Raw genomic sequence first — 26486 nt, forward strand, 5'->3', positions numbered from 1 at the left:
CAGGCGCGCGCCCCATCACAAGCGATCCATCCCGTTAGTGTTCCTATGCGCGAATTCGCGCGCAGCGGATCAGCCGGCGCGCTTCAGATCCGGCGGGGTCGCCTCGTCGGTCAGGAGGCGGATGGCCTCATCGACCGTGACCAGGGTCTGGGCCTGGGAGCCGAGGCGGCGGATGGCGACCATGCCTTCTTCCGCCTCCTTGCGGCCGACGACGGCGATGACCGGCACCTTGCCAACCGAATGTTCGCGGACCTTGTAGCCGACCTTCTCGTTGCGCAGGTCGATCTCGGTGCGCAGGCCGGCGGCCTTGAACTTGGCCATCACGTCGCGGGCGTAATTGTCGGCGTCCGAGGTGATGGTGGCCACCACAGCCTGGGTCGGGGCCAGCCACAGGGGGAAGGCGCCGGCGTAGTTCTCGATCATGATGCCGATGAACCGCTCGAAGCTGCCCAGGATCGCCCGGTGCAGCATGACCGGACGGTGCTTCTGGCCATCCTCGGCGATGTAGGTCGCATCGAGCCGTTCGGGCAGGACATAGTCCAGCTGGATCGTGCCGCAGGTCCATTCGCGGCCGATGGCGTCCTTGACGATGAAGTCCAGCTTGGGTGCATAGAAGGCGCCGTCGCCCTCGGTGACGACCGGCTCGGTCCCGGCGGCGCGGGCGGCCTCGGCCATCAGGGTCTCGGCCTTGTCCCAGAACTCGTCCGTGCCGGCGCGGTTCTCAGGGCGTGTGCCCAGGCTGATATAGGCCGTCTCCATGCCCAGGTCGGCATGGACGCTGCGGGCCAGTTTGATGAACTCAGCCGTCTCCTCGACGATCTGGTCCTCGCGGCAGAAGATGTGGGCGTCGTCTTGGGTGAAGCCGCGCACCCGCATCAGGCCGTGCAGCGAACCCGACGGCTCATAGCGGTGGCAGGCGCCGAACTCGGCCATGCGCAGCGGCAGTTCGCGATAGGACCGCTGGCCCTGGTCGAAGATCTGCACGTGGCCGGGGCAGTTCATCGGCTTGAGGCTCAGTTCCTCGCCCTCGACCGTCTCGCAGACGAACATGTTCGGACGATATTTGTCCCAGTGGCCGCTCTGCTCCCAGAACTTGCGGTCCAGCACCTGGGGCGTCTTGACCTCGACATAGCCCGCGGCGTCCAGGCGGCGGCGCATATAGGCCTCCAGCACGCGCCACAGGACCCAGCCCTTCGGGTGCCAGAAGACCATGCCCCGGCCCTCTTCCTGCATATGGAAGAGCTCCATCGCCTTGCCGACCTTGCGGTGGTCGCGCTTTTCGGCCTCTTCCAAACGCTGCAGATGGGCGTCCAGATCCTCCTTGGTCGCCCAGGCGGTGCCGTAGATGCGTTGCAGCTGCTCGCGCTTGGAGTCGCCTCGCCAATAGGCGCCGGCCAGCTTGGTCAGTTTGAACGCCTTGCCGACGTGGCGGGTCGAGGGGAAGTGCGGACCCCGGCACAGGTCGATCCAGTCGCCCTGTTTGTACAGGGTGATGGTTTCGGTTCCGGGCAGGTCGCGGATCAGCTCGGCCTTGAACTTCTCGCCGCGCGCCTCGAAGAATTGGATGGCGTCATCACGCTCCCAGACCTCGCGCTCGAACTTGGCGTCGCGATCCACGATCCGGCCCATCTCCTTTTCGATGGCGGCGAAGTCGTCGGTCGAGAAGGGCTCCTCGCGGTAGAAGTCATAGTAGAAACCATCCTCGATCGCCGGGCCGATCGTGACCTGGGTGCCGGGGAACAAGGTCTGGACCGCCTCGGCAAGGACGTGGGCCGTGTCGTGGCGGATCGTATAGAGGGCGGCGGGGTCGTCGCGCATGATCAGGCGGAAGTCGCCGCCCGTCTCCAGCACCCGGCCCATGTCGCGCTGCTCGCCGTTCAGTTCGGCCAGCACGGCCTTCTTGGCCAGCGACGGCGAGATCGAGGTGGCGACATCGCGCGCCGTGGAGCCGGCCGGGTATTGGCGCACCGCGCCATCTGGAAATTTCAGGTCGATCATGTGTCAGTCTTTAACTGGCGGGACCGGGTCGTATCCCGATCCCCCGAAAGGATGGCATTTACAGAGGCGGCGCACGGTGAGCCACCCCCCCTTTACCGGGCCATGCTGGATCAGGGCGTCGCGCCCGTAATCCGAACAGGTCGGCAGGAACCGGCACTGCTGGCCGATCAGGGGAGACAGCGTCAGCTTGTAGCCCCGATGGGCCGCGCGCACGCCGCGTTCATAGAGAGACATCACGTCCCTTTGCCGGAGTTGGGTGGGGCCGGGGGCTTGAGAGGTTCGCCGGGCTTATCCCTTGTCATCGCAGGGGGATCAACCGATCGTGCCCGTCAGGCCGCGCCGGCGAGGCGAGTTCGGGCGGCCGAGGCATTGTTCACCGCCTCCAGCGTCGCTTCGATGGAGACTAGGGTCGAGGCGTGCCGGGCGGGGTAGTCGGCGACCTGTTTGAGCAGGCGCAGATCCTCGAACCGGCCGACGGGGCCGTCGCCGCCGGATTTCAGCATGGCGATCATGGCGTCGCGGGCGTCGCTGAGATCATCGACCGACGCCCCGATCGCCGATTGACCCAGCACCCCGGCGGCGGCCTGGCCGAGGGCGCAGGCCTTCACGTCCTGGGCGAAGTCGGCGATGCGGCCTTGGTCGTCCAGCGTCACATCGACCGTTGCGCGCGACCCGCACAGTTTGGCTACCCGCTCGCCAGTGCCCTGCGGCGTGGGCAGACGGCCTGCATGCGGCAGGTTCGCCGCCAGCGACAGGATGCGCGCGCTGTAGAGGTCGTCGATCATGGGATGAAGATAGGCGCTCAATCCTCCCCCGTGAAGCGCGGCGTAATGGGGGAGGATTACAGCGTCAGGACGAGACGCCCCTCGGATCGGACTTCCAACGTGGCGTCCGCATAGTCCGCCAGAGTGGGATGATCCGTCTCCAGCGGATGGGTCCAGGCGGCGGTGACGACCAGCACGTCGGCGCCGGCCGCTTCGCCCGCCTTGATGCCGGCCTCGGCGTCCTCGAACACCAGGCAGTCGGCGATGTCGAAGCCCAGGGTCGCGGCGGCCTTCAGATAGCCGGCCGGGTCGGGCTTGCCGCGTTCGACGTCCTCGGCGGTGATCATGACGGCGGGCGGGGTCACGCCTGCGGCCCTCAGCCGAGCGCGCGCGAGGGGGATTGAAGCGGAGGTGACCACGGCCCAGCGGTCGGGCGGCAGGCGTTTGACGAAGTCGACGGCGCCGGGGATGGGGGCGACGCCGTCCACATCCTCGATCTCGCCACGTTCGACCCAGGCGACCTCGGCGTCCAGGTTGATATCGGGCAGGTTCTGACGACGAATGGTGTCGATGGCGCGCACGCCGTGGATGGTGGGGATGAAGGCGGCGGCATCCAGCCCGTGGCGCGCGGCCCAGCGGGTCCAGACGCGCTCGGCGGCCAGGGTCGAGGTGATCAGGGTGCCGTCCATGTCGAACAGGAAGGCCTGATAGGCGCGGGACGCAGGGAGGGCGGTCATGGCCTCATCCAACATGCGGGCGGTCAGACCGCAACGGGCGGATCAGCCGCCTTGCAGCGAATTCCAGGTGCGGGCGGTGTCGGTCGCGGGCGACGGACTTACCGCGCCGCCGCCGGACGTCGCCGCGCCGCCTGTGCTGCGCGAACGCAGCCATTGCAGGTTCTGCTCGGCCTGCTCGGGCGGCAGTTCGCGGCGCAGGATCTGTTCGGCCTCGCCCATCTTGCCTTGAAGGCCCAGCACCATGGCCAGGTTCTGGCGCACCTTGGCCGATGCGGTCGGCTGGGCCACGGCGCGACGCAGCAGGGTCTCGGCGCCCGGCGCATCGCCATGCGTCAGGGCGGCGGTGGCCGCATTGGTCAGGACGTCGGGGTTGTCGGGCGACAGGGCCAGGGCCTGGTTCCAGGCGGCGCGCGCGTCGTCGGTGCGACGCACCTGCTCATAGGCCACGCCCAGAAGGGAATAGGGGCGCCAATCGCGTGGCGCCAGGTCGCGCGCCTGCTCCAGCGGCGCCACGCCATAAAAGGCCTGGCCGCGCGCGATGTGGGCGCGGCCCAGCTCCAGCAGGGCGTCCAGATTGTTGGGCTGGATCGTCAGGGTCGCCTGCGCGGCCTCGGCCGCCTGATCGTAGCGGCCCAGCTCTCGCAGGGCCTGGGCCAGTTTCACGCCCGCCACGGCGTCGGTCGGATCGGCCTGCTGCTCCGAGGCCCAGAAGACCGAGCGCGACAGGGCTTCCATCCGGTCATAGGTGGCGCGCACCGCAGCCGACGACGGCGCGCGAGCCTGGGCCGCGGTCGCCGCCGTCGGATCGGCCGCCAGCGTCGGCGTGCCGGACAGGGCGATCAGGGCGACGGTTGCGAGAAGGGCGGGCATGCGCGACATGGGTCAGGTCCAGACGGTCCTAGAGGTCTCGCCCCTAGAATCGCCGGTTCGCGTCAACCGATGGTTAACTTCGTTTCGAGGGCCTCATGTCCGTCTCGCATCCTCTGCTGGTTTCCGCCCAAGACGGCGACGGCGCCATCCCGATCCGCTTCTTGCAGACGGGCGGCGTGCTGGACGATGCCGCTCGCCGCTGGGGCAATCGGCATGGGTTCGAAGGCAAGCCGGGCCAGCTGCTGGTCGTGCCGGACGCGGACGGCGAGATCGGCCAGGTGGTCGTGGGCGCAGGCGCGACCTTCGACCCCATGAGCGTGCGGGGACTGTCGGCGCGACTGCCGGGCGGTCTGTATCGGCTTGAGGTCGCAGCGCCCGATGCCGAACTGGCGACCCTGGCCTTCCTGCTGGGGGCCTATGTCTTCGATCGCTACAAGGCCCGGCCGGACCGGACGTCCGTGCGGCTGGTCGCGCCGGACGGCGTGGATGTCGCCGAGATCTCTCGCATCGCCGCCGCCTGCGCCCTGGCGCGCGAAATGGTCGATACGCCCGCCGCCGACATGGGGCCTTTGCAGATCGAGACCATCGCCCGCGAGATTGCAGAGAGCGCCGGCGCCGAGATCACCGTCACGACCGGCGACGCCCTGCTGGAAGACAACTATCCGGCCGTCCACGCCGTGGGGCGCGCCGCCGCTCCACACCGGGCGCCGCGCCTGATCGAGATCGGCTGGAAGCTGGACCGGACCGACCTGCCGCTGGTCGCCCTGGTCGGCAAGGGGGTGGTGTTCGACACCGGCGGTCTGGACCTGAAGCCCGCCGCCGGCATGCGCAATATGAAGAAGGACATGGGCGGCTCGGCCCATGCGCTGGCCTTGGGACGTCTGGTGATGCAGGCCGACCTGCCGGTGCGGTTGGTGGTCATCGTCGCGGCGGTCGAGAACGCCGTGTCGGCCGACGCCTTCCGGCCCGGCGACATCCTGAACAGTCGCAAGGGTCTGACCATCGAGATCGGCAATACCGACGCCGAAGGCCGGCTGATCCTGGCCGACGCCCTGACACGGGCGGGCGAGCACCAACCCGATCTGACGCTGGACTTCGCCACCCTGACCGGCGCCGCGCGGATCGCGCTGGGGCCCGAGCTGCCGCCTCTTTACACAGACGACGAAGCCCTGGCCGCGGGGCTGCTTGCTGCGGCGGGTCAGGTGCGCGATCCCCTGTGGCGAATGCCGCTGTGGCCCGGCTATCGCGGCGCGCTGGACGCCGAGATCGCGGATCTCCGGAACGATCCGGCCGGCTGGGCCCAAGCCGGCTCGGTGACGGCCGCCCTGTTCCTGCAGAAGTTCGCTCCGACCACGGGGGCCTGGGCGCACATGGATATCTTCGCCTGGAACCCCCGCGCCCGCCCCGGCTATCCGGAAGGCGGCGAGGCCCAGGCGCTGAGAGCCTGCTACGCCATGCTCAAGGCGCGCTACACCGCCTGACGATCAGGCGAAGACGAACTCCGGCTCCAGCTCGGCGTCGTTGGACGGGGATCGCGGCGGCCTGGGCTTTCTGGTGCGCCCTCCCCGAGACTGCGCGCCGCGTCTGATGCGTCCGAACACGGTGCTGACAACGCGGGTCGCCAATTCCCGCTGCCGCATCAGGCCGAGCCACCCGGCGACAGCGCGCAGACTGATGGCTAGTACGACCAGATCGAAAATCACGGTCACGTCGAACATCAGCGCCCAGGCGATCATGTCTGGCGCTGCCAAAGCGAACATTCGGGCGCCATCCGCCTCGAACAGAACAATTGCGGCGACGCCCAGCGTCAAGACCAGACAAAGGCCCACCGTCTGTCCTGCGGCCAGACGCGAGAGATGGCGCGCCGGCGCTTCCACGAGCCATCGTCTTAGAGCGATTCCGACAGGTCCTTGGTCTGCGACCGTCAGGGCCAGCACAATCAGCAAAACCAGCCACAAAATCACCAGAGCCTCCAAGGCATCGACATGACGTCCGCCAAGCGACATGGCGTTGCTGGGCGAAGCTTCAAGGCGGCGTCGTGTTTTCGAGAACGCGGTTCTGTTAATTTTCTTTCGCAAAAGCGTCTCGCGTTAACGGCCCCTAAGCCATCGGGGGATAAGGCTGTGGGTTCAGCAATGCGAGTTCACGTTGACCGACGTCCTCGACCTTCTTCCGCCCGGCGACCGCCTCGTTCGCCCTGAGCTCGCCGAACAGGCGCTGGAAGGGCTGGTGCGCGCAGACGCCTATCGGGCGACCGAGGCCATGCATTGTCGGGTCGCCGTGGCGGACATTTTGTCGGACGTTGACGGTCGGATCGACCAGCTTCTGCATGGCGAGATCTTCGACGTTCTGGATCGGTCTAACGGCCGGGCCTGGGGCCGGGCGCGTCGAGACGGCGTCGTCGGCTGGGTCGTGCTGGACAGTCTGTCGGCCGGCGCGCCGTTGGCGACGCACTGGATCGCCGGGGTGGACGCCGCCCTGCCGCTGAACGCTCTGGTCGTCAAGGCGACGGATGTGGCCGAGGCTGATCTGAAGCCGGTCGGCGCGTTCGAGACGGATCTGGTCGCGGTGGCCGAGCGGCTGCTCGGCCGTCCGCATGAGTTGGGCGCACGGTCTTCGATCTCCACCGACTGTTCCGGCCTGGTGCAGCAGGCCCTGCTGGCATGCGGCCTGCCCGGTCCCCGCCGGTCGGACGCGCAGGCCCAGATGGGTCGCGCGGCGTCTTCATCGGATCTACAGCGCGGCGACATCGTCGTCTGGCTGGCGCCGAACGACGATCAGGACTGGACGGGCCATTCGGCGCTGATGCTGGATGGCCAACGCATCATTCACGCGACGGGCGGCAAGGGCGTGGTGATCGAGACCCTGGCCGAGGTCGAGGCGCGTCTGGTCGCCGAGGGTTTCGCAACCGCCGTCTTCCGTCGGCTCTAGTCCCGCAAGGTCCGCATCGCCCCCAGCCGGGCGAAGGCCAGCGTCAGCGCCTTGCGGCGGGCGGGCGCCAGGCCGATCACCGGCGCGTCTCGCACGACCGCCCCGCCGAACCCGTCTGCGACGATCAGGCCCGGTTCGTCGGGCAGGATGTCCTGCGGAAACTCGGGCGCGACGGCGAAGAAGAAGGCGTCGCAGAACGGTCCGTACTCGTGCCATTTGCGGTCGACGCGATAGTCCTCGACGCCCGACTTCACCTCGCAGATGACGATGTCGCCCTTACGCCCGATCGCCATGACATCGGCGCGGCGGCCATTGGGCAGGCAGACTTCCAAGAGGGGCGCATAGCCCATGTCCATCATCAGCCGTGCCGCGCCGCGCGTCACCGAAAGGGTGGTCTCGGGACGGCTGAAGACGAGTTCGAGATGGGCGACGGCGGACATGCCGACAGCTTATGTTCCGCCTACGTTCCTATCGCAAGCGGCGCCTTAGAGGCCGGTGTGGACCAGTCGGCCGGTGCTGAAGCCCAGGGCGCGCACGCGGTTTAAGATGCGGTCGCGCTCAGCCTGAGAGGCATTCTGGTTGCGGTGCCAGATCCACCAGTTCGACTTGTCCGGCAGACCCATGATCGCCCAGCTGTAGTCGGGCGCGTGGTCGTAGACCCAGTAGTTCTGGCCCGCCAGACCGCCGAAGCTGAGCAGGCCGGTCAGGCTGAACCGGAACTTGGCGTTGGTCGTGGTGTCGGTGACGCGGGCGTTGGCGCGCAGCGTCTCGACCTTGGCATCGGCGCGCCGGACGCAGGTGACGGTGATGGCGTAGCGGTCGGCGGCGCCCTGCGGCGTGAAGTCGATCTGCGCCCGGCTGCAGTCCTTCTGGACGTTGTTGTGGTTGCGCTCGATCTCGAACCATCGGCCGTCGAAGCGGTTCAGATCGACATTAGACGCTTGGGCGAACGCCATTGACGGCAGGGCGGCGAGCGCGACGGCGGCGGCGATCAGGCTGGCGCGGAACATGGGCGTATCCTCGTTCGGTTTGGAAGGGATACGACGCGCCGCCGCGTTCGGTTGTGGTCAGCGCTTTAGGCGCACCCGATTCACCATCCATTCGTTGCGCGTCTGGCCCCACAGATCGATGGCGATGTCCTGGAGGGGTTCGGGCAGGAAGCCCGGCCCGCGATTGCGCGAACCCAACCGTGTCGCGACCGCCGCCGAGGGCAGGTTCTCGTGCGCGATGCAGTGGATCACGTCGTCCCAGCCCAGCACCTCGAAGGCGTAGTCCATCGTGGCTGCGGCCGCTTCGACGGCATAGCCCTTGCCAGTGGCGTCGCGATGCAGGCTCCAGCCCACCTCGCGGCCCGGCCAGCCATAGGGATGTAGCGGGCCGATACGGCCGATCCACTGGCCGGTCTCCTTTTCCAGGATGGAGAACATCCCCTCTCCGGTCAGGGCCCACATGCCCGCGACGGTGCAGATCAGGCGCCAGACTTGGGGTGCGGGCTGGACCCCGCCGATGAAGCGGGCGGTCTCGGGATCGGCCATGAATTCAGCCCAGCGCGGAAAGTCCTCAACCGCCGGTGGACGCAGGATCAGCCGCTCGGTCTCCAGGGTCGGCCCCAGAGCGACATGGGGCGGCAGGGCGTAGGCGGTGCTCACAGCAGATACTCCCGCTCCAGTTCGTAATGGCTGCCGCTGTCGGTCAGGACGCTGGAATACAGGCCGAAGCGATCGATGCGGATCGGCGGTGAGTGCAGCAGATTGTGCCCCGACACCCAGGCGCCGAGCCGGTCGGGATTGGTCTGGGTCTTCAGATAGGCCAGGGTCACATGCGGCTTGTAAGTGCGCGCCTCCATGCCGATCCCGGCGCGTTCTCCGGCAGCCTTGCAGCGCCCGGCGAGAACCGACAGGCGTTCATTAGGCGTTTCGACCCCGGCCCACAGCGTATGGCTGCGGTGGTCGTCGCCGAAACAGCCGACGCCCTTCAGCGCGATTTCGAACGGACCGCCCGTCACGCGCGTCAGCTCCGACGCCAGGTCGTCGGCGCGGCGTTCGTCGGTCTCGCCATAGAAGGCGAGCGTGACGTGCAGGGCGTCCAGCGGCCGCCACCTCGCGCCGGGCAGGCCCGATTGCCGTCGTTTCAGCGTCTCTGCGACGTCGGGCGGCAGGGTCAGGGCGGTGAACAGACGAAGCATGCGACCGAAAGTAGCGGCCGGAACACAAGCCTCCAAGTCCGGTTTTCCTTGCAGCGCGGGCCTCGGCTCACGATATTCAGAGCCTGTGACCGGAGAAGCCTCTCCGGCCAATCGGAGAAAGTTCGTCGCCATGAGCGATTTCAACAACGGTTACGCCCGTCCTCTGCAGCAGACGGCCGACATGTCGGTCGACGCCGGCCTGCGCAGCTTCATGCTGGGCGTCTACAACAAGCTGGCTCTGGGCCTCGTGGTCGCCGGCGCCCTGGCCTATGTCACCGGCAATGTGCCGGCGGTGCAGCAGCTGCTGTTCGTCCAGACGGCGGACGGCCGGATCGGCCTGACGATCCTGGGCATGATCGTCCAGTTTTCGCCGCTGGTGATGCTGTTCGGCTCGATGTTCTTCATGAAGAACCCGACGGCCAAGGGCGTGAACATGCTCTACTGGGCCGTGGTCGCGACGATCGGCGCGGGCCTGGGCGTCCTGTTCCTGCGCTACACGGGCGGTTCGCTGGCCACCACCTTCCTGGTGACAGCGGCGGCCTTCGGCGGTTTGAGCCTGGTGGGCTATACGACCAAGAAGGACCTGACCGGCATGGGCACCTTCCTGATCATGGGCGTGATCGGCCTGATCATCGCCTCGATCGTGAACATGTTCCTGCAGTCCGGGACCTTCTATCTGATCATCTCGGGCCTGGGCGTGCTGATCTTCTCGGGTCTGATCGCCTACGACACCCAGCGTCTGAAGATGACCTATTACGCCTTGGGTGGAGACCAGAACGCGATGGGCGTGGCTACGGGCTTCGGCGCTTTGAGCCTGTTCATCAACTTCGTGAACCTGTTCCAATTCCTGCTGGCCTTCATGGGCGGCAACCGGAACTGAGGTCTGTCGAAAGACGGATACGGAAAGGGCCCCTCGCGGGGCCCTTTTTGTTTCTACTCCACCACCTGGAACTTGCGGCCGTCAAAGACGCGCAGCACCTGGGCCAGGTCGCGGCCGCGTTTCAGGATCTGGCCGCCTTCGCCGATGACGGCCCACTGGCCCTGGCGGGTCTGGAGGGCAGGTCGCTTTTCGATGCGGTAGAGCGGGGTGTCGCCGCTGCGGCGAAAGACGGCGAACTCGGCGAAATCCTTGTGCCCGACCATGGCGTAGTCGCGCCATTCGCCCTGCGCGACCATGCGGCCATAGACCCTGAGGATCGGGTCCAGTTCGCGGCGGTCGAAGAAGACGGGGCCGGGCGCCGGCGTCGTGTCGTGGGGGTTCAGGCTCATAGGTTTAACTTAGGCCGCTGGATGCCCGACGCCAGAGGCGGTCAGGAAATCGACGCAGACACGAAATGGCCCCGTTTCGGTCCTTCGCCCGCCCGTATGCGCAACGAAATATCGACCATCGGCTCGTCGGAGTTCGGAAGCGTCCCGGATCCTGAACAGCCCCCCCAGCCCCCCTGGATGTTTCCAGTTTACGGGCTCCGGCGGCCGATGCTTCCTCCAAGCGAGCGCCCGCCCTGCCTTTCCCCTCCCCCTCCCTGGCAAGGCGGGCGTTTCGCTGTCTGGAGCTTGCCAGACAGCGCCATGTCGGCGTCGTCTGACCCCGCCTTAGAGCGACAGGGTCAGGTTCAGGGTCTCTCCGTTTCTGAGCACGGTCGCCTCGACCGATCCCGAGGCGCCCTGTAGCGCGGTCGCGGCCGCGCGAGCGTCGGCGACGGGCGCGCCGGCGATGGCGGTGATCACATCGCCGGCCGTCAGTTCGGCCTGGGCGGCGGGCGAGCCGGCCGCGACGGCCGTGACCTGGGCGCCGCCGTCCTGGTCTCGCAGCGTCGCCCCATAGGCCAGCACCGACTGGGCCCCAACGATCACGGGCTGATCAGCGGGTGTCTCGACCGCCAGCGACGTGGTCGCTTCGCGTCCTCCGCGCAGATAGGAGACGCTGAGGTCTGAGCCCGGCGCGGCGATGCCGATGGTGGCGTTGACCGAGCCGGCGTTGGCGACGGGGCGGCCCTGGATCCGGGTAATGACGTCGTTGTGGCGCAGGCCCGCGCGTTCGGCCGGCGATCCCGGCGCGACATCGGCGACGACGGCCCCGCGCACGATGCCCAGATGTAGTTCGCGCGCGCGCTCAGCGTTCAGCGAGCCGAAGATGGCCCCGGTCGCGCCGCGCTTGACCTCGCCGTTCTTCTTCAGCTGGTCGGCGACATAGAGCATGATCCGCGTCGGTACGGCGAAGGCGATGCCGTCATTGCCGCCGCCGAGACCGCCGGACAGGATCGAGGTGTTGATGCCGATCAGCCGACCCCGGCTATCCAGCAGCGGCCCGCCGGAATTGCCCGAATTCACGGCAGCATCGGTCTGGATGTAGTCCTCGACCGCATCGCCCAAGCCTGAGCGGTTCAGGCCCGAGATGACGCCCATGGTCAGGGTCTGGTCCAGGCCCAGCGGATAGCCGACCGCGAAGGCCAGGTCGCCGGTGCGCAGGGTGTCGGAATCCACCGTCTGGACCTGTTTGAGGTTCAGCGGCCGACCGTCGGGCGTGATGCGAAGCACGGCGATGTCGGTCGCCTTGTCCGCCCCCACGAGCACGGCGTCGAACAGGCGGCCGTCCGTCAGATCGACGGTGAACTTTCGCCCGCCCTCGACGACGTGATTGTTGGTGATCACCAGCCCCTCGGCCGCATCGACGATGACGCCGGAGCCGGAGGCGTAGGGTTTGGGGTCGGCCGCGTCCGAACTGGGACCGCGCGATTGGCCCAGGGTCGTGACCTGAACCACCGCCGGAAGCGAGCCCTCGAGCCCCGACGAGAAGCTGAAGACGCCGCGCCGGGCGTCATAGGGCAGGCCTGCTGCGCCCGATTGCGCCAGCACCGGCGTCGCCGAGGCCATCAGGGCCAGGGCGACGGCCATGGAAGAGGCGGGCGATAGGCGGATCGGCATGGGCATTTCCTTGATCGAACGCCGACCCTAGACCGAGTTTTCACTTCTGACGATGGGTCTGAAGCGGGCAGGTCGCGTGTTGGTCACGTCCAATGAACAGATCGCGATGGGGGTTGCGTCGCCGGCCGTCCGGCGTGACCATAAGGCGACGAAGCAGGGAAGGCCGCCGCCATGAGCCAGACGACGATCGACCGCCGCCGTTCGGGCTCGACCCCGTTCGACCGCCTGTTCCGCGACCACCCGCGCGAGGTCGACGAGACCTATCTCCAGCACATGGTCGCTTCGGCGGGTTTCGGCTTCAAACTGCTGGGCCTGGCGGGCGCCGCCTTCGCCCACGCGATCGTGCCGGGCGTCCACAAGGCTACCGTTTCGACCGCCATCCGCAGCATGGCCAAGGACATGGGCGGTCGGGCCGAGGAGGCGCGCGAGACCCGGATGCGCGACGCCGGCGTCTGGGACGTGGGCCTCTAGGCGGTCGAATCCGCCCCGGCCATGCAATCGCCGGGATCCGTGCTATATAGGCCGGCTCAACCTCACGCAGGATCGCCGCCTTGAGCATCACGCTCGATCTTTCGCGCGTCTCTAACGCGCCCGCCGTCAAGGCTCCCGTCAACCTCAGCGGTCTGACGCGCGCCGGCCTGCGCCAGGCCCTGATCGACGCGAACGTCTGTCCGCCCGAAAAGGCCAAGATGCGCGCCAGCCAGGTGTGGAGCTGGATCCACCACTACGGCGTGACCGAGTTTTCGGCCATGAGCAATGTCGCCAAGGACATGCAGGCCAAGCTGGCCGAGCATTTCACCCTGGCCCGCCCCGAGGTTGTCGAACGCCAGGTGTCCAAGGACGGCACGCGCAAATGGCTGATCCGCACCGCGCCGGGCATCGAGATCGAGACCGTCTATATTCCCGATGTGGGCCGGGCCGGCGCCCTGTGCGTGTCCAGCCAGGTCGGCTGCACCCTGAACTGCACCTTCTGCCACACCGGCACACAGAAGCTGGTGCGCAACCTGACCGCCGCCGAGATCGTGGCCCAGGTCCAGGTCGCGCGCGACGACCTTGAGGAATGGCCGTCGCCCAAGGAAGACCGGCGCCTGTCCAACATCGTCTTCATGGGCATGGGCGAGCCGCTCTACAATCTGGACCACGTCGCCGACGCCATCGACATCATCTCGGACAATGAGGGCATCGCCCTGTCGCGCCGTCGGATCACGGTGTCGACCTCGGGCGTGGTGCCGCAGCTTCAGGCCTTGGGCGACCGGACAGCGGCCATGCTGGCCATCAGCCTGCACGCCACCAACGATGCGCTTCGCGACGTGCTGGTGCCGCTGAACAAGAAGTACCCGCTGGACCAGCTGATGGCGGCGATCCGGGCCTATCCGGGCCTGTCGAACGCGCGGCGGGTGACGTTCGAATACGTCATGCTGAAGGGCGTCAACGATAGCCCCGAAGAGGCGCGCGCCCTGCTGAAGCTGATTGAGGGCATTCCGGCCAAGATCAATCTGATCCCGTTCAACCCCTGGCCCGGCGTCGAATACGAATGCTCGGACTGGAAGACGATCGAGCGCTTCGCCGCCATCCTGAACAAGGCCGGCTACGCGTCACCCATCCGCACCCCCCGCGGCCGCGACATCCTGGCCGCCTGCGGCCAGCTGAAGTCCGAAAGCGAAAAGGTCAGAGCCTCGGCGCTCCGAAAGGCGGAGCAGGCGGCGGCGTGACGACCCGCCGATAGGCCACCCGCCATATGACGAGGGCGACCATTCCGCCCAAGTTCGCGAACAAGACGGCATCCTTCAGGAGGACGAACCAGCCATACACGGTTCGTTTGCCATCCAGAATCAAGGCGCGCCCATCGACAGCGAACAGTCCCATGTCCAAGGAGGCCGTAAGTGAGACGCCCAAGCTGACGACGAAGCAGGTCGCCAGGCCCAACTGGAGGGCATGCTTGGGATGGGTGCGGCCGCTGCTGTGTAGATAAACCCAAGCCGGACTGGCGACGAAAATCAGGCCGAATGCGAAGATGATCGCAGCTATGATCATCACGGTCGGCATGAAGCTTCGCAACTCTTGGAGTGTTTGCCGCAGCTCACCCTCAGCTAGGCCGGATAGAATGCCTGGCACGGAGAACCAGAGGCTCACGACAAACCCACCGAAGAGAGCGCCTGCCAGCAGCCCAAGGAAAGGGTGCTTCAGTTGGTAGGTCATACGCGGAACTCCGTCAGCGCCGCCCGCCGCCCCGTCATGTCGTCCGGCGTCCGCACATTCCAAGCCATGCCTAAATGCTCCAGCAACTGGATGAACCGGTAGCCCCAGTCGCTCTGGCCAGGATGGAGGCCGATCTTCGCCGAGCCGGGGTAGGCGTGGTGATTGTTGTGCCAGGCCTCGCCCATGGTCGGGATAGCGGCCCAAGGCACGTCGTGGGCCTGGACGCCGGCGTCGATCACCTGCCAGGTCTGGGGGCCGCGTCGGTGGGCCAGATGGCCGACCAACCAGTGGCCGATGACGCTGATGGAGACGCGGGCGCAGACGCCCCAGACCACGAAGCCCCAGCCGCCCATCAGCCACAGAGCGGTAGCGACCGGGACCTGTTGCAGCATCCAGGTGCGCTCCAGAAACCGATGCACAGGGTCGCGGCCTATCCGGCCCAGGTCGAAGGCGGGCGGGCGCTCCAACTCCAGCCGGCCGTGCATCTGCCAGACGGCGTCGATCAGCATGGGTCGGCGGTGCGCCAGATAGTCGTGGCAGTCCGACTGGCGCTGGGCCCAGTCGCGGATGTCGTGAGCGCGGATCATCCAGAACGGACCGCTCATCCCGACCAGGGTTCCGAACCAGGACAGCCGCCGCTCCAGCCAAAGCGGGCAGTCGAAACTGCCGTGGATCATGCGGCGGTGAAACCCGACCGAGTGGCCCAGCAGCAGGGTCGCGCCGGTCGTGACCACGAACACGGCCAAGGCGCCCAAGCCAAAGGTCGCGGCGCCGAAAATCAGGGTCGCAGCCAGCATCCCTCCGTTCCACAGCGAATGGACCGGATCCCAGACCACGCGGCCCTCCACTGGACTGCTGCCCGGCGTATCGATCAGGTGGCTGACGGCGCAGGGATCATGATCGGACATGGCGACGCTCCAGATAGGTAATTAGGTAATGACTTAACCATCGAATTGCTCCTCTGGCAAGCCGTTAGCAAATCGCTTAAATACGCATTCATGCAACGCGTGTTCGAAGCCCTATCCAGTCCCATCCGCCGCAAGATCCTGGCCTATCTGGCCCATGCCGATCTGACGGCAGGCGAGATCGCGGCCAAGTTCGAGATCTCCAAGCCGGCGGTCTCGCAGCACCTTTCTGTGCTGGAGGTCGCAGGCCTGGTGACCAGCGAAAAGAAGGGCCAGTACGTCCACTACAGCCTGGCCCCGGACCAGTTGACCAACACCCTAAACGGCTATGTCCAGGAGGTCTGTCCCGTCGCCAAGCCGCTGAAACGCGAGAGCGCGGCCCTGGCGAAGGCGCGAAAAGACAACCAGGGCGACGGCGATCTGTAATCTTTAGTCACAAGGTGTGGCCGCAGCGCGCTTGCGGATTAGGGCGACAATCGGGCAAGGCGTCTGGGCATGGACCCCTCTTTGTCGAACGTCCTTTCCAGCGCCGAGGTTCAGGCTTTCGCCTCGGGCTTCCCGGTCATGGTGATGCACCTGATCGTGACCCTGCTGCTGCTCGCGGCGGGGGCGACGGTCTATGCCTTGCTGACGCCGTGGAAGGAGGTCGCCCTGATCCGTCAGGGCAATGTCGCCGCCGCCATCGCCTTCGCGGGCATTCTGGTGGGGTTGGCCGTGCCGCTGGCGGTGTCGCTGGCGGTGTCGACCTCGGTGCGCGACATCGCCATCTGGGGCGTGGCGACCGTGGTGCTGCAGCTTCTGGCCTTCCGGGTCGTGGACCTGCTGCTGACAGGCCTGCCGGAGCGGATCCGCCACGGCGAGATTTCGGCGGCGGTGGTGCTACTGGGCGCCAAGCTGGCGACGGCCGTCATCCTGTCCGCCGCGCTGACCGGCTGATCGGCCGGAGCGATGCAGTTTCCCCGCCTGCCGGACTGGGCCATCTATGGAGCGGTGGCGGCCGTGTTTCTGGCGGTGTCTCTGGGGCGACGCGAGAACGCCGATGCGCCGCCGGTCGCGCAGGCCGATGCGGATGTCGCCGAGGGCGCGCTGTTGGGCCCCATCACCCCCTTTGACGCCGCCGTAACCGTCGATGCGGGCGAGGCGCCGTTCAAGCCGTCGTCGGGCACGGCCTTCTCCATCGCAGGACGGGGGCGCTGGGTGACGGCGCGCCATGTCGTCGAGGGGTGCCGCAAGCCGGCGCTGGTGGTCGGCGAGGGGCGGGCGGTCGCGGCCGACGTCCGTCTGGCGCCGCGCGCCGACGTCGCCTTGCTGATCACCGACGGCGGTCCCGCCGCGTTGCCGGTCGCGGTCGAGGCGCCGCTGCGCAAGGGTCAGCGCGCCTTCCATCCGGGCTTTCCGCAAGGGCGTCCCGGCGAGGTGACGTCACGCCTGCTGGGGCGCGAGACCTTGAAGGTCTTCGGGCGCGGGGCGCGCGACGAGCCGGTGCTGTCCTGGGCCGAGGTCGGGCGCACCAACGGGCTTGAGGGCACTTTGTCGGGCCTGTCCGGCGCGCCGGCCCTGGATGCGCAGGGCCGCGTTGTGGGCGTCACCATCGCCGAGGCGCCGAGGCGGGGCCGGATCTATACGACGGCGCCGGAGACCTTCGGGCCGGCCATTCGCGGCGAACAGACGCCGGCCGACGACGCGCGCGGCCAGACCATCACGACCGAGGATTACGGCCAGGTATCCAACCGGCTAAGGCGCGACCTGCGCGTGGCCCAGGTGGTGTGTCTGTCGGTCTAGCGGACAGAAATTGCACGCGGCGAAAAAGGTGCAATGGCGTGCAATTCGGCGGCAAAGGACGGAAATCGTTTGGATAAATCTGCACTCGAAGTGGACGTGTGCAATTGTTGATGCAGGTCGGGCCCGGCCTTGAGAGCCAAGGGCTCGGCGTGGGGATCGCGATGTCAAAGATCGGGGATGGATCATATCCCCGTTCGACGCCTGTATGGATGATTGTCGACGGCGTCCCGAAAGTCCCTGAAAAGAGACGACTTCGGTCCTGAAAATAGGACGGCTGGCGGCCGACCCCCTCCTTCGCCGCCAGGGGAAGGAGGGGGCTTGCCGATCCGGCCTTACTTCAGCGAGCCGGTGTTCAGATTCAGGGCGCCCGCCTCGATGACTTCGAGGTTCGGATGTTTGGCGCGCAGATCGTCCAGGAACTTCGAGCCATCGCCGACGATGACCAGGCTGGCGCGATTGACCGGCAGGTGTTCGGCGAAGGCGGCCTCGACCTGTTCCGGCGTGACGGCGCGGACCCGGCCGGCGTAGTCGGCGAGGTCGCTCATCGGCAGATCATAGAGCGCCAGGTTGGCGACCAGGGCGCCCAGGCCGTCCACCGTCTCCAGCGAGCGGCCGAAGCCGCCGATCAGGGTGGCGCGGCGCGGGGCCAGATCGGCCTGGGTCGGGGTCTCGGTTCCCAGCTTGGCGATCTCAGCCAGGATCAGATCGGCGACCTCGTCGGCGGTCTCGTTCTTGGTCTGGGTCGAGGCGGTGAACAGGCCCGCATCCGCCCGTGCGCCCAGCGACGACGAGGCGCCGTAGGACAGACCGCGCTTGATGCGGATCTCTTGGTTCAGGCGCGACGAGAAGCCGCCGCCCAGCAGGGTGTTGCCGACCGTCAGCGGGAAGAAGTCCGCATCGGTGCGCGACACGCCGCGAACGGCGGCGACGACCGCGGCCTGACCGGCGCCGGGTTGGTTCACCACGACAATGCGCGGCGCCAGGGGCTGACCGGCCGGATTGGTCGCAGCGGCCGGGGCTGCGCCGGCCGGACGCCAGTCGCCGAACGCCTGTTGCGCCAGGGCGCGGGCGGCGGCCGGCGTGATGTCGCCCGAGAAGACCAGGGTCGCATCCGACGGCCGGTAGCGGGCGGCGTGGAAGGCGGCGACGTCGGCCGCCGTGATGGCCGGGACCGTCTGCTGGGTGATCGTCGCGCCATAGGGGGCGTCGCCGTAGATCACGCGGCCGACCGTCATGCCGGCGATGGACGCCGGCTGGCTGAGGGCGACGCGCAGGCCGTCCAGGGTCTGGGCCTGCTGACGTTCAAGCTCTTCGCCGGCGAAGGTCGGGTTCTTCACCAGATCCGCCATCAGGGCGACGGTCGCGGGGAAGGCGTTCGACGGCGCGTTGGCGTAGACGTTCGAGAAATCGACCCCGGCCGATGCGCCCACGCTGGCGCCCAGCTGTTCGATCTGGGTGGCGATTTCGGGTGCGGTCCTGGTCTTGGTGCCCTGGGTCAGAAGCGCGGCGGTCATGGCGGCGACGCCGGCCTTGCCCGTCGGATCATCGGACGAACCGGCGTCGAAGCTGAGGCGGGCCGAAACCAGCGGCACGCCGTCGGTCGGGGCGACGAGGACGCGCAGGCCGTTGTCCAGGCGGAAGTCGGCGACGGTCGGCGTCACGGGCGCGACCTCGGCGCCCGGCTGAGGCAAGGGCTTGCGCTCCGCCTCGGGCAGCAGGACGGCGGGTGGACCGGCGGGGGCCAGGTCGGCGACCTTCACGGGGGCGTCCACGTTCATCTTCTGGACCGAGGCAGGGTTCTGGTCGTCGGCGGCCAGGAAGGTGATCGTGGATTGGCGCTCCGGCGTCAGATATTTGCGGGCGACGCGCTGGACGTCGGCGACGGTGACGGCCTGGATCTGGGCGACCTCTTCGTCGGCGGCGGCGGCCGAGCCGGTGTTGATCAGCGAGAAGCCCAGGGCCGTCGCGCGGTCGTCGACCGTTTCGCGGCTGCGCAGCGTATTGGCGACGATCTCGTTCTTGGCCTCGGCCAGTTCAGCGGCGCTGACAGGCGTGTCGCGCAGCTTGCCGATCTCCTCGTTCAGGGCGGCGATGCCTTCCTCGGCCGTATGGCCCTGGGCCATGATGGCTAGGGCGGACAGATTGCCGGCCTGCTGGGCGAAGTCGGGGGTCGAGCCGATCTGGGCCGCGATCTGCTTGTCATAGACCAGCGACCGATACAGGCGGCTGGATTCGCCGGTGGACAGGATGCCGTCCAGAACGGTCAGGGCGGCGCGGTCGGCGTCGGCGTATTTCACCGTCGGCCAGGCGACGACGGCGGCGGGCAGCGGCACGTTCGGCGCGTAGTAGGTGACGTTGCGCGGGCCCGTCGGCTCAGGCTCGACGACGTTGTTGGTCGGGATCGGCGTGGTCGGATTCTTCAGCGGGCCGAAATACTGATCGACCCAGCGATCCAGTTGGGCCTGGTCGAAGTTGCCGGCCACGATCAGATAGGCGGCGTCGGGGCGATAATAGGTGGCGTGGAAGCGGCGCACGTCCTCCAGAGACGAGGCCTCAAGCTCCTCGATCGAGCCGATGCCTGGGCGACGATAGGGGCTGTCCTGATAGATGGTCTCGGGCACGAACAGGCCGAACAGACGACCGTAGGGATTGGCCAGGATCCGCTGACGATATTCCTCCTTCACCACGTCGCGCTCGGCGACGAAGGTCGGCTCGTCTACGACCAGGGACCCCATGCGGTCGGCCTCGGCGAACAGCATCCGCTCAAGGTGGTTGGCGGGCACGATCTCGAAATAGGCGGTGGTGTCGTCGGCGGTGAAGGCGTTGTTGGAGCCGCCCACGTCCTCGGTCAGCCGGTCGAAGGTCTCGGGCGGCAGGTTGGTGGTTGACTTGAACATCAGGTGTTCGAACAGGTGGGCGAAGCCCGAACGGCCGGCTGGATCGTCCTTGGAGCCGACCTTGTACCAGACCTGGACCGTGACGTTTGAAGTGTCGGCGTCACGCGCCGAATAGACCTCTAGCCCGTTCGCCAGAACGCGCTTGGTGAAGCCCAGCGGGGGCACGGTCACGCCCTGCGGCGCCTGCCCGGTCGATTGAACGGCGGCTGCGGCGGGCGCGGCGCCCTGGGCGAAGGCGGGGGCGGCGAGGCCGAGAAGGAGGGCCGAGGCGGCAGCTGTGGCGATCAGGCGGGATTTCATGAAGGGCTCCGAAGCCCGGAACGCCGGGCGCCGAGACCGTATCAGCGATTGGGCGTCTTGCACCTTACCGAGATGTAATGAAGCGCAAGGAGCGCAGGTCGTTCATGGACAAATCCCCGGCGGCGATCTATTCGCCCAATGTCGCATGTCAGCGGCGACCCCCCACCGAGGATGCGTGCCGAGACGAGCGAAAGCGACTTCTGTCTCCGACGAAAAAATCGCGGTCTGGGCCTTCGTCCTGCAAAATATGGTTACTCCGCCCGCCGTTCTCTACGGCAGTTGGGCGGCCGCCGGGCTGATCCTGGCGGCCCTCGGCCAGCCGTGGGTGGGGCTGGGGTTCGCCCTCGTCGGCATGGCCCTCGACGCCTGGGCGCAAGGGCGGGTCAAGCGATACCAGAAGACCGAGGCGCCCGTCGCGGGCTGGCCGCCGCTGCTGATGGCCATCGTGGCGATCCGCTTCGCCCTGGGGGTGTCCGGGCCGCTGATCGCCTGGCTGATGAACCCCCGCGCCGATGTGATGCTGGTGGTGGTGCTGATCCAGGTCTGGTCAATCGGCGTGGCCTTCGTTCAGTTCAGCGCGGCGCCTCGGCTATTGGCGCTGGCGGCGGCGCCGATCTGCGCGACCGTGCTGGTCGTCATCTATCCCTCGCTGATCGGGCCGCACGGTCTGGCGGTGGCGGCGGCCTTCGTCATGCTGGCGACGATCCTGTTCATCATCTCGCGCGCGACCCACGCCTTGTGGTGCGACCTGTTCGCGGCGGACCAGCGCAACAAAGCGTTGTTGGTGGAAGTGCAGGCGGCGCACGCGACGGCGGTTCAGGACCGCGACGCCGCCCGATGCGCGCGGCAGGAGGCGGACGAGGCCAATGTCGCCAAGTCCCGCTTCCTGGCCAATATGAGCCACGAGATCCGCACCCCCCTGAACGGCGTCATCGGCATGGCGCAGATCATGGCGGGCGACGCGCTGGAGGATCGGCAGAAGGCGCGACTGGAGATACTGAACCGGTCGGCCCACACTCTGCTGGACCTGATCAACCAGATTCTGGACCTGTCGCGGATCGAGGAAGGGCGGCTGGAGATCGTACCGCAGCCCATCGATGCGGACGCCCTGGTGCACGAGGTCACTGAGACGCTGCGGCCCTTGGCCGAAAGCAAGGGCCTAGCCTTCCACGTCGTGTCGACGGGCCTGCGATGGGTCAGCGCCGATCCGGTCCGGCTGCGTCAAATCCTGTTCAACCTGCTGTCCAACGCCATTAAGTTCACGACACAGGGGCAGGTGGCGTTGGATGTCGCGCGCACGGACGCCGGAGTGGTGTTCAGGGTGTCGGACACCGGGCGGGGCATACCAGCGGACCAGATCAGGCAGCTCTTTACGCGCTTCGCCCAGATCGAGGCGGCGGCCGTCGACCGGCGTGACGGGGCCGGGTTGGGCCTTTCGATCGTGGCGACCCTGGTGGAGCTGATGGGCGGCCGGATCGAGGTGGAGAGCGAGGCGGGCGAAGGGGCGATCTTCGTCGTCACGCTGCCGCTGACGCCGGCGCAGCCCGTGAAGGCCGGCGAGGATGCGCCGGACGCCGAGCCAGAGCGGGCGCTGCGGGTGCTGGTCGCCGAGGACCATCCGGTCAATCAGCAGGTAATCCGGGGCCTTCTGGGCCAGATCGGGATCGAGGTCGAGATCGTCGATGACGGTCTTCAGGCGGTCGAAGCGACGCAAACGCGCGACTGGGACCTGATCCTGATGGATGTGCAGATGCCGAACATGGACGGTCCGACGGCGACACGGACGATCCGGCAACGCGAGGCCGACCAGGGGCTGGTCCGCACGCCGATCATCGCCCTGACGGCTAATGCGATGGTGGAGCAGGTCGAGAGCTATCTGGCGGCGGGCATGGATGCGGTGGTCAGCAAACCCGTCGATCTGAAACTGCTGCTGACCACCATTTCCGACGTGATGTCCGCAAAGACCTAGTCGCGGAAGACCTGGACGCCGATCTCGCCGGCGGGCGTCAGCCAGGCGCGCTTCATGCCCTGGCTGTTGAAGGGGGCGGCGATGTTTCCAGCGGCGTCCAGGGCGATCATGCCGCCGTCGCCGCCCATGGATCCGATCTCATCGATGACGGCCTGGGTTGCCTCGGCCAGAGCCTGTCCGGCGGCGACGCGCCAGGCGACCTGGGCGGAGGCGGCGACGCGGATGAAATATTCGCCCTGACCGGTGCAGGAGGCGGCGGCCTTGGCGTCCGCCCAGGTTCCGGCGGCGGGGATCGGCGTGTCGCCGACCCGGCCCGGCATCTTGCCGAACACCCCGGCGGTCGAGGTGGCGGCGGCGAGACGGCCCTGGCTGTCCAGCACGCAGGCGCCGACGGTGCCGTGGCTGAGGGTTCCGGGCGGATGGTTGTCCTCACCCTTGCCCGCGCCGGTGAACCAAGCGGCCTCGTCAGCGATGGGCTCCAGCCCCTGGTCGTGGGCGAACAGGCCAGCGCCTTCGCCCGCCAGCATGATATGCGGCGTCTTCTCCATCACCGCGCGCGCGGCGACGACGGGATTGCGGAACCCTTGCAGGGCGGCGACGGCGCCAGCGCGTTTCGTCGATCCGTCCATGATGCTGGCGTCCAGCTCATAGGCGCCGGCCAGATTGGGCGAGGCGCCCTTGCCCGCGACGTATAGACCGGAATCCTCCAGCATGACGACGGCGGCGGTGGCGACGTCCAAGGCGCTTTCGCCAGCGTCCAGACGAACCTTCATGGCTTCCACCACCTCGCGCATATGCAGGACCTCGGCGTCGTAGTTGCGTTCGCGCCGGGCGCCGGCGCCGCCGTGGAGGATGAGGGCGGTCATGTCGTCTTCCTGAGCCTTGTCTTTATCGCCTCTTTCAAACGGGCGTGGCGCTCTTTAGCGTCGCGATGAAGGCCGCGCCATGTCGGCCAAGGAGGAAAGATGCGCGCTGTTCTGTCCAAGACGCCTGGTGGCCCCGAAACCCTGGTCGTGGAGGACGTGCTCGACCCGACGCCCAAGACAGGCGAGGTGATCATCGAGGTCAAGGCGGTGGGGATCAACTATCCCGACACCCTGATCATCGAGGACAAATACCAGTTCCGGCCCGAGCGGCCCTTCTCGCCGGGCGCCGAAGTCGCCGGCGTGGTCGAGGCGGTGGGCGAGGGCGTCAAGGGCGTGCGCAAGGGCGACCGGGTCACCGCCGTGCCGGGCTGGGGCGGGCTGGTCGAGCGGCTGGCGGTGCGGGCCGAGACGGTCATCCCCATCCCCGACGCCATGAGCTTCGAAGAGGCGGCGGCCCTGATCATGACCTATGGCACCAGCTACTATGCGCTGAAGGACCGGGCGCAGCTGAAGGCGGGCGAAACCCTCTTGGTGCTGGGTGCGGCCGGGGGCGTCGGCGCCGCCGCCGTCGAACTGGGCAAGGCTATGGGGGCCAAGGTGGTCGCCGCCGCCTCGACCAACGACAAGGTCGAGTTCGCGCTCGAATTGGGCGCCGACAACGGCCTGATCTATCCGTCGGGACCGATGGACAAGGCGGCGCAGAAAGAACTGTCCGGCGAGTTCAAGCTGGCGACCGGCCGCGACGGGGCGGACGTGGTCTATGACGCGGTCGGCGGCGACTACGCCGATCCGGCGCTGAGGGCCATGGACTGGAACGGGCGCTATCTGGTGGTCGGCTTCCCGGCGGGCATTCCGTCCCTGCCGCTGAACCTGACGCTGCTGAAGTCGGTGTCGGTGATCGGCGTCTTCTGGGGCGCGGCGGTGATGCGCGATCCTAAGGCCCACGCCGCCAACATGGCCGAACTGATGCAGATGTACGCGGACGGTAAAATTAAGCCGCGCGTGTCGCAGACCTTCCCCCTGGAAAAGGCCGGAGAGGCGATCAAGGCCCTGGGCGACCGTCAGGCGCTTGGCAAGATCGTGGTGACGGTCGAGAGCTGAATCCTCCCCCGTTCCGCTACGCTTCTCGGGGGAGGATTTTCATTTGGCCTTCAGCCGCTGCACCGCGTCCTCGGCCTGGTCGCGGTGGCGGCGTTTGATGTTGGCGCCGACCAGGGCCAGCAGGGCGGTGATGACGGCCGCGTCATCGGTATAGCCGATCCCGGCGAAGATGTCGGGAATGGCGTCCACGGGCATGACGAAATAGGCCAGACCCGCGAAGATCATGCCCTTGGCCGCCATCGGCGTCAACGGATCGCGCGCGGCGTACCAGGCGGCCAGGGCCTGATCCGCAAAGGGGATGCGGGCGGCCGTGCGCTGGATCTTGGGCCAGAAGCCCTTGGCCACTCGGGCCTCGTTGATCTTCACCACCGACGGCACGAGCGCCTTTTTCGGGTCCAGGACATCCGACGGATCGGCGGGTTTGGGTTTGGCTTTGGCGGTCATGGCCGCTAAATCCTCAAACGAAACTCAGGTTCACGACAATATAGGAACGATCAGGATGAAACTCGACAACACCATCGCCGCAGTGGTCACCGGCGGCGCCTCGGGCCTGGGCGAAGGCACCGCGCGCGCCATCGCGGCGACGGGGGCGAAGGTCGCCCTGTTCGATCTGAACGCCGACAAGGGCGAGGCTGTCGCGGCTGAGATCGGGGGCGTCTTCTGCCAGGTGGACGTGACCGACGACGCCTCGGTCGCCGCCGCCTTCGAAAAGGCCCGCGCCGCCCATGGCCAGGAACGTCTGACCGTCAACTGCGCCGGCATCGCCACGGGCCAGAAGACCGTCTCGCGCAAGAAGGACACCGGCGAGATCAAGGCCCACGATATGGCCCAGTTCGAGCGCACCGTCCGGGTCAATCTGTTCGGCACCTTCCGCGTCCTGTCGCAGTCGGCGGCGGGCATGGTGACCCTGGAGCCGATGGCGGACGGCGAGCGCGGCCTGATCGTCAACACCGCTTCCGTCGCGGCGCAGGACGGCCAGATCGGCCAGGCGGCCTATTCGGCGTCCAAGGGCGGCGTCTATGCGATGACCCTGCCGATCGCGCGCGATCTGGCTCAGGAAGGGGTGCGCTGCAACACCATCCTGCCCGGCATCATGTGGACGCCGATGATGGCTGGAATGGATCAGAAGATTCAGGACGCCCTGGCCGCCGCCATCCCGTTCCCCAGCCGTCTGGGCACGCCGGCCGACTATGCGTCGCTGGTGCTGGAACTGGCTAGAAACGTCTACATCAACGGCGAATGCATCCGTCTGGACGGCGCCATTCGTTTGGCGCCGCGCTGAGGCGCGGGGGGCGTGAGCGGGACTTGATCGCTTTTTGCAAATTCTCTCTTGCAGGACCGATCAACCCTCCGCTATACGCCCCCTCCTCGACGGGGAGCGCACCTAGCTCCTACGGAGTGCGGGCGTAGCTCAGTGGTAGAGCACAACCTTGCCAAGGTTGGGGTCGAGAGTTCGAATCTCTTCGCCCGCTCCAAGTCGAGACGACGAAAATCAGGGGCCTGTCGGTTGCGGCAGGCCCCGATTTTTTGCCCGCTGCCTGAGAAGTTTTTAGATCAGTCCGGCGGCGAGCGTCAGCACGCCCAGACCGATCGACAGCGGCGCCCGCAGCGCGAGCCAGCCCTCGGGCGTCAGACCGGCCGCCTTCAGCTTCAGATCGACCAGGACGCTGGCGGAGATGAAGACGCTTAGCACGACCAGCGACACGGCCGGATCGGGACCTGCCATCCGGAAGATGCTGGTCGCCAGCGCGACAAGCGAGGCCGCCACAGACGCGATCCAGACCCATTTGGGCGCCTTCAGGCCCGTCGCAACCGCCAGTCCCCACCAGACGCCGCCCAGGAAGCTGAAGATCAGGGCGGCGTAGGCGTAGGCCAGGCCGAGGGCGGCGGTCTGCTGGTCAGCATCGCCTGCAAGGAGGACGACAACCGCCGCCGCCTGGGGCAGCAGGCCGGCGAAACCCAGGATGCGGGCGAGCGGCGGCAAGCGATGTCGGCCGGTGGGTTCAATCGTCATCGGACACCTGTCGAGGCGGGTTGCGATCCAGACTGTAGAGGAC

The 26486-nt window shown here is 67.5% G+C and carries 29 protein-coding genes and 1 tRNA gene; 12 read left to right on the forward strand and 18 right to left on the reverse strand.

Features of this window, described 5'->3' with window-relative positions; genetic code table 11:
* Positions 1-69 precede the first annotated feature (69 nt).
* The 5 genes from thrS to E4341_RS02485 all read right to left on the reverse strand — a co-directional run bounded on the left by thrS (position 70) and on the right by E4341_RS02485 (position 4378).
* On the reverse strand, positions 70-1998 hold the full coding sequence (thrS, locus tag E4341_RS02465) for a threonine--tRNA ligase (RefSeq protein ID WP_165114906.1): 1929 nt from the start codon (positions 1996-1998) through the stop codon (positions 70-72).
* Between the two features lie 3 nt (positions 1999-2001).
* Positions 2002-2232: a membrane protein insertion efficiency factor YidD gene (gene yidD, locus E4341_RS02470; RefSeq protein WP_039243812.1), complete on the reverse strand. Its 231-nt coding sequence runs from the start codon at positions 2230-2232 to the stop codon at positions 2002-2004.
* A gap of 95 nt (positions 2233-2327) precedes the next feature.
* On the reverse strand, positions 2328-2783 hold the full coding sequence (locus E4341_RS02475) for an iron-sulfur cluster assembly scaffold protein (RefSeq protein ID WP_165118514.1): 456 nt from the start codon (positions 2781-2783) through the stop codon (positions 2328-2330).
* Between the two features lie 56 nt (positions 2784-2839).
* Positions 2840-3499: an HAD-IA family hydrolase gene (locus E4341_RS02480; protein WP_055754463.1), complete on the reverse strand. Its 660-nt coding sequence runs from the start codon at positions 3497-3499 to the stop codon at positions 2840-2842.
* 42 nt (positions 3500-3541) lie between these two features.
* Positions 3542-4378 carry a tetratricopeptide repeat protein gene (locus tag E4341_RS02485; protein WP_165114908.1) on the reverse strand — a complete coding sequence of 279 codons (837 nt, stop codon included), beginning with the start codon at positions 4376-4378 and terminating at the stop codon, positions 3542-3544.
* 86 nt (positions 4379-4464) lie between these two features.
* Between E4341_RS02485 and E4341_RS02490 the strand changes: the two genes are divergently transcribed.
* Entirely contained in the window at positions 4465-5850 is a 1386-nt protein-coding gene (locus E4341_RS02490; protein ID WP_165114910.1) for a M17 family metallopeptidase, read from the forward strand.
* A gap of 3 nt (positions 5851-5853) precedes the next feature.
* Here the strand turns inward: E4341_RS02490 and E4341_RS02495 are convergent, their stop codons facing one another.
* On the reverse strand, positions 5854-6447 hold the full coding sequence (locus tag E4341_RS02495) for a hypothetical protein (protein WP_165114912.1): 594 nt from the start codon (positions 6445-6447) through the stop codon (positions 5854-5856).
* A gap of 70 nt (positions 6448-6517) precedes the next feature.
* Between E4341_RS02495 and E4341_RS02500 the strand changes: the two genes are divergently transcribed.
* Positions 6518-7300: a C40 family peptidase gene (locus tag E4341_RS02500; RefSeq protein WP_165114914.1), complete on the forward strand. Its 783-nt coding sequence runs from the start codon at positions 6518-6520 to the stop codon at positions 7298-7300.
* Here E4341_RS02500 and mmcB read toward each other — a convergent pair.
* From mmcB to thpR, 4 genes are read right to left on the reverse strand one after another with little or no spacing between them, the layout of a single operon-like run.
* The gene (gene mmcB, locus E4341_RS02505; protein WP_055754257.1) at positions 7297-7740 is read right to left on the reverse strand and encodes a DNA repair putative endonuclease MmcB; all 444 of its coding nucleotides are present in this window, start codon (positions 7738-7740) and stop codon (positions 7297-7299) included. The genes E4341_RS02500 and mmcB overlap by 4 nt on opposite strands.
* Positions 7741-7785: 45 nt before the next feature.
* Positions 7786-8310 carry a lipocalin family protein gene (locus E4341_RS02510; RefSeq protein WP_165114916.1) on the reverse strand — a complete coding sequence of 175 codons (525 nt, stop codon included), beginning with the start codon at positions 8308-8310 and terminating at the stop codon, positions 7786-7788.
* Positions 8311-8367: 57 nt separating this feature from the next.
* Positions 8368-8949 (reverse strand): GNAT family N-acetyltransferase, encoded by a 582-nt coding sequence (locus tag E4341_RS02515; protein ID WP_165114918.1) that lies wholly within the window; start codon positions 8947-8949, stop codon positions 8368-8370.
* A complete protein-coding gene (thpR, locus tag E4341_RS02520) occupies positions 8946-9485 on the reverse strand; it encodes an RNA 2',3'-cyclic phosphodiesterase (RefSeq protein ID WP_055754259.1) in 540 nt (179 codons plus the stop codon). The genes E4341_RS02515 and thpR overlap by 4 nt, the downstream gene beginning before the upstream one ends.
* 130 nt (positions 9486-9615) lie before the next feature.
* Between thpR and E4341_RS02525 the strand changes: the two genes are divergently transcribed.
* Complete coding sequence (locus E4341_RS02525; RefSeq protein WP_165114920.1) at positions 9616-10365, forward strand: Bax inhibitor-1/YccA family protein; 750 nt, start codon at positions 9616-9618, stop codon at positions 10363-10365.
* A 53-nt stretch (positions 10366-10418) separates the two neighbouring features.
* On the opposite strand, the gene E4341_RS02530 is transcribed toward E4341_RS02525, so the two are convergent.
* Together E4341_RS02530 and E4341_RS02535 are read right to left on the reverse strand one after the other, a co-directional pair.
* Positions 10419-10754: a DUF2794 domain-containing protein gene (locus E4341_RS02530; RefSeq protein ID WP_165114922.1), complete on the reverse strand. Its 336-nt coding sequence runs from the start codon at positions 10752-10754 to the stop codon at positions 10419-10421.
* A gap of 324 nt (positions 10755-11078) precedes the next feature.
* The gene (locus E4341_RS02535) at positions 11079-12410 is read right to left on the reverse strand and encodes a trypsin-like peptidase domain-containing protein (RefSeq protein WP_205751343.1); all 1332 of its coding nucleotides are present in this window, start codon (positions 12408-12410) and stop codon (positions 11079-11081) included.
* A 171-nt stretch (positions 12411-12581) separates the two neighbouring features.
* Here E4341_RS02535 and E4341_RS02540 point away from each other — a divergent pair, with 171 nt between their 5' ends.
* Together E4341_RS02540 and rlmN are read left to right on the forward strand one after the other, a co-directional pair.
* Positions 12582-12881 (forward strand): DUF6356 family protein, encoded by a 300-nt coding sequence (locus E4341_RS02540; RefSeq protein ID WP_052247537.1) that lies wholly within the window; start codon positions 12582-12584, stop codon positions 12879-12881.
* 80 nt (positions 12882-12961) lie between these two features.
* Positions 12962-14122, forward strand: coding sequence for a 23S rRNA (adenine(2503)-C(2))-methyltransferase RlmN (gene rlmN, locus E4341_RS02545; RefSeq protein WP_066553234.1), 1161 nt, complete (start codon positions 12962-12964; stop codon positions 14120-14122).
* Here rlmN and E4341_RS02550 read toward each other — a convergent pair.
* Positions 14079-14609, reverse strand: coding sequence for a hypothetical protein (locus E4341_RS02550; RefSeq protein WP_165114926.1), 531 nt, complete (start codon positions 14607-14609; stop codon positions 14079-14081). The two genes, rlmN and E4341_RS02550, sit on opposite strands and share 44 nt — an antisense overlap.
* Positions 14606-15517, reverse strand: a complete 912-nt coding sequence (locus tag E4341_RS02555) for an acyl-CoA desaturase (protein WP_165114928.1) — start codon at positions 15515-15517, stop codon at positions 14606-14608. The genes E4341_RS02550 and E4341_RS02555 overlap by 4 nt, the downstream gene beginning before the upstream one ends.
* 90 nt (positions 15518-15607) lie before the next feature.
* Here E4341_RS02555 and E4341_RS02560 point away from each other — a divergent pair, with 90 nt between their 5' ends.
* The 3 genes from E4341_RS02560 (at position 15608) to E4341_RS02570 (ending at position 17296) form a co-directional block, all read left to right on the forward strand.
* Positions 15608-15940 carry a metalloregulator ArsR/SmtB family transcription factor gene (locus E4341_RS02560; RefSeq protein WP_165114930.1) on the forward strand — a complete coding sequence of 111 codons (333 nt, stop codon included), beginning with the start codon at positions 15608-15610 and terminating at the stop codon, positions 15938-15940.
* Between the two features lie 69 nt (positions 15941-16009).
* Positions 16010-16450, forward strand: coding sequence for a DUF350 domain-containing protein (locus E4341_RS02565; protein WP_091751531.1), 441 nt, complete (start codon positions 16010-16012; stop codon positions 16448-16450).
* Between the two features lie 12 nt (positions 16451-16462).
* Positions 16463-17296: a serine protease gene (locus E4341_RS02570; protein WP_165114932.1), complete on the forward strand. Its 834-nt coding sequence runs from the start codon at positions 16463-16465 to the stop codon at positions 17294-17296.
* Between the two features lie 332 nt (positions 17297-17628).
* Here E4341_RS02570 and E4341_RS02575 read toward each other — a convergent pair whose 3' ends face one another.
* On the reverse strand, positions 17629-20493 hold the full coding sequence (locus tag E4341_RS02575; RefSeq protein ID WP_165114934.1) for a pitrilysin family protein: 2865 nt from the start codon (positions 20491-20493) through the stop codon (positions 17629-17631).
* A gap of 247 nt (positions 20494-20740) precedes the next feature.
* Here E4341_RS02575 and E4341_RS02580 point away from each other — a divergent pair, with 247 nt between their 5' ends.
* Entirely contained in the window at positions 20741-22462 is a 1722-nt protein-coding gene (locus tag E4341_RS02580; RefSeq protein WP_165114936.1) for an ATP-binding protein, read from the forward strand.
* On the opposite strand, the gene E4341_RS02585 is transcribed toward E4341_RS02580, so the two are convergent.
* On the reverse strand, positions 22459-23328 hold the full coding sequence (locus E4341_RS02585; protein ID WP_165114938.1) for an isoaspartyl peptidase/L-asparaginase family protein: 870 nt from the start codon (positions 23326-23328) through the stop codon (positions 22459-22461). The two genes, E4341_RS02580 and E4341_RS02585, sit on opposite strands and share 4 nt — an antisense overlap.
* Positions 23329-23427: 99 nt before the next feature.
* Between E4341_RS02585 and E4341_RS02590 the strand changes: the two genes are divergently transcribed.
* Entirely contained in the window at positions 23428-24429 is a 1002-nt protein-coding gene (locus E4341_RS02590; protein WP_165114940.1) for an NADPH:quinone oxidoreductase family protein, read from the forward strand.
* A gap of 39 nt (positions 24430-24468) precedes the next feature.
* Here the strand turns inward: E4341_RS02590 and E4341_RS02595 are convergent, their stop codons facing one another.
* On the reverse strand, positions 24469-24873 hold the full coding sequence (locus tag E4341_RS02595) for a YkvA family protein (protein WP_165114942.1): 405 nt from the start codon (positions 24871-24873) through the stop codon (positions 24469-24471).
* Positions 24874-24928: 55 nt separating this feature from the next.
* Here E4341_RS02595 and E4341_RS02600 point away from each other — a divergent pair, with 55 nt between their 5' ends.
* Both E4341_RS02600 and E4341_RS02605 read left to right on the forward strand, forming a co-directional pair.
* Entirely contained in the window at positions 24929-25711 is a 783-nt protein-coding gene (locus E4341_RS02600) for an SDR family NAD(P)-dependent oxidoreductase (RefSeq protein WP_165114944.1), read from the forward strand.
* Positions 25712-25829: 118 nt separating this feature from the next.
* Positions 25830-25904: transfer RNA gene (locus E4341_RS02605), tRNA-Gly, on the forward strand.
* Between the two features lie 74 nt (positions 25905-25978).
* On the opposite strand, the gene E4341_RS02610 is transcribed toward E4341_RS02605, so the two are convergent.
* Entirely contained in the window at positions 25979-26443 is a 465-nt protein-coding gene (locus E4341_RS02610; RefSeq protein WP_165114946.1) for a DUF3429 domain-containing protein, read from the reverse strand.
* Between the last annotated feature and the right edge of the window lie 43 nt (positions 26444-26486).

The organism is Brevundimonas sp. 'scallop' (genome assembly GCF_011045535.1).
Taxonomy (GTDB): Bacteria; Pseudomonadota; Alphaproteobacteria; order Caulobacterales; family Caulobacteraceae; genus Brevundimonas; species Brevundimonas vesicularis.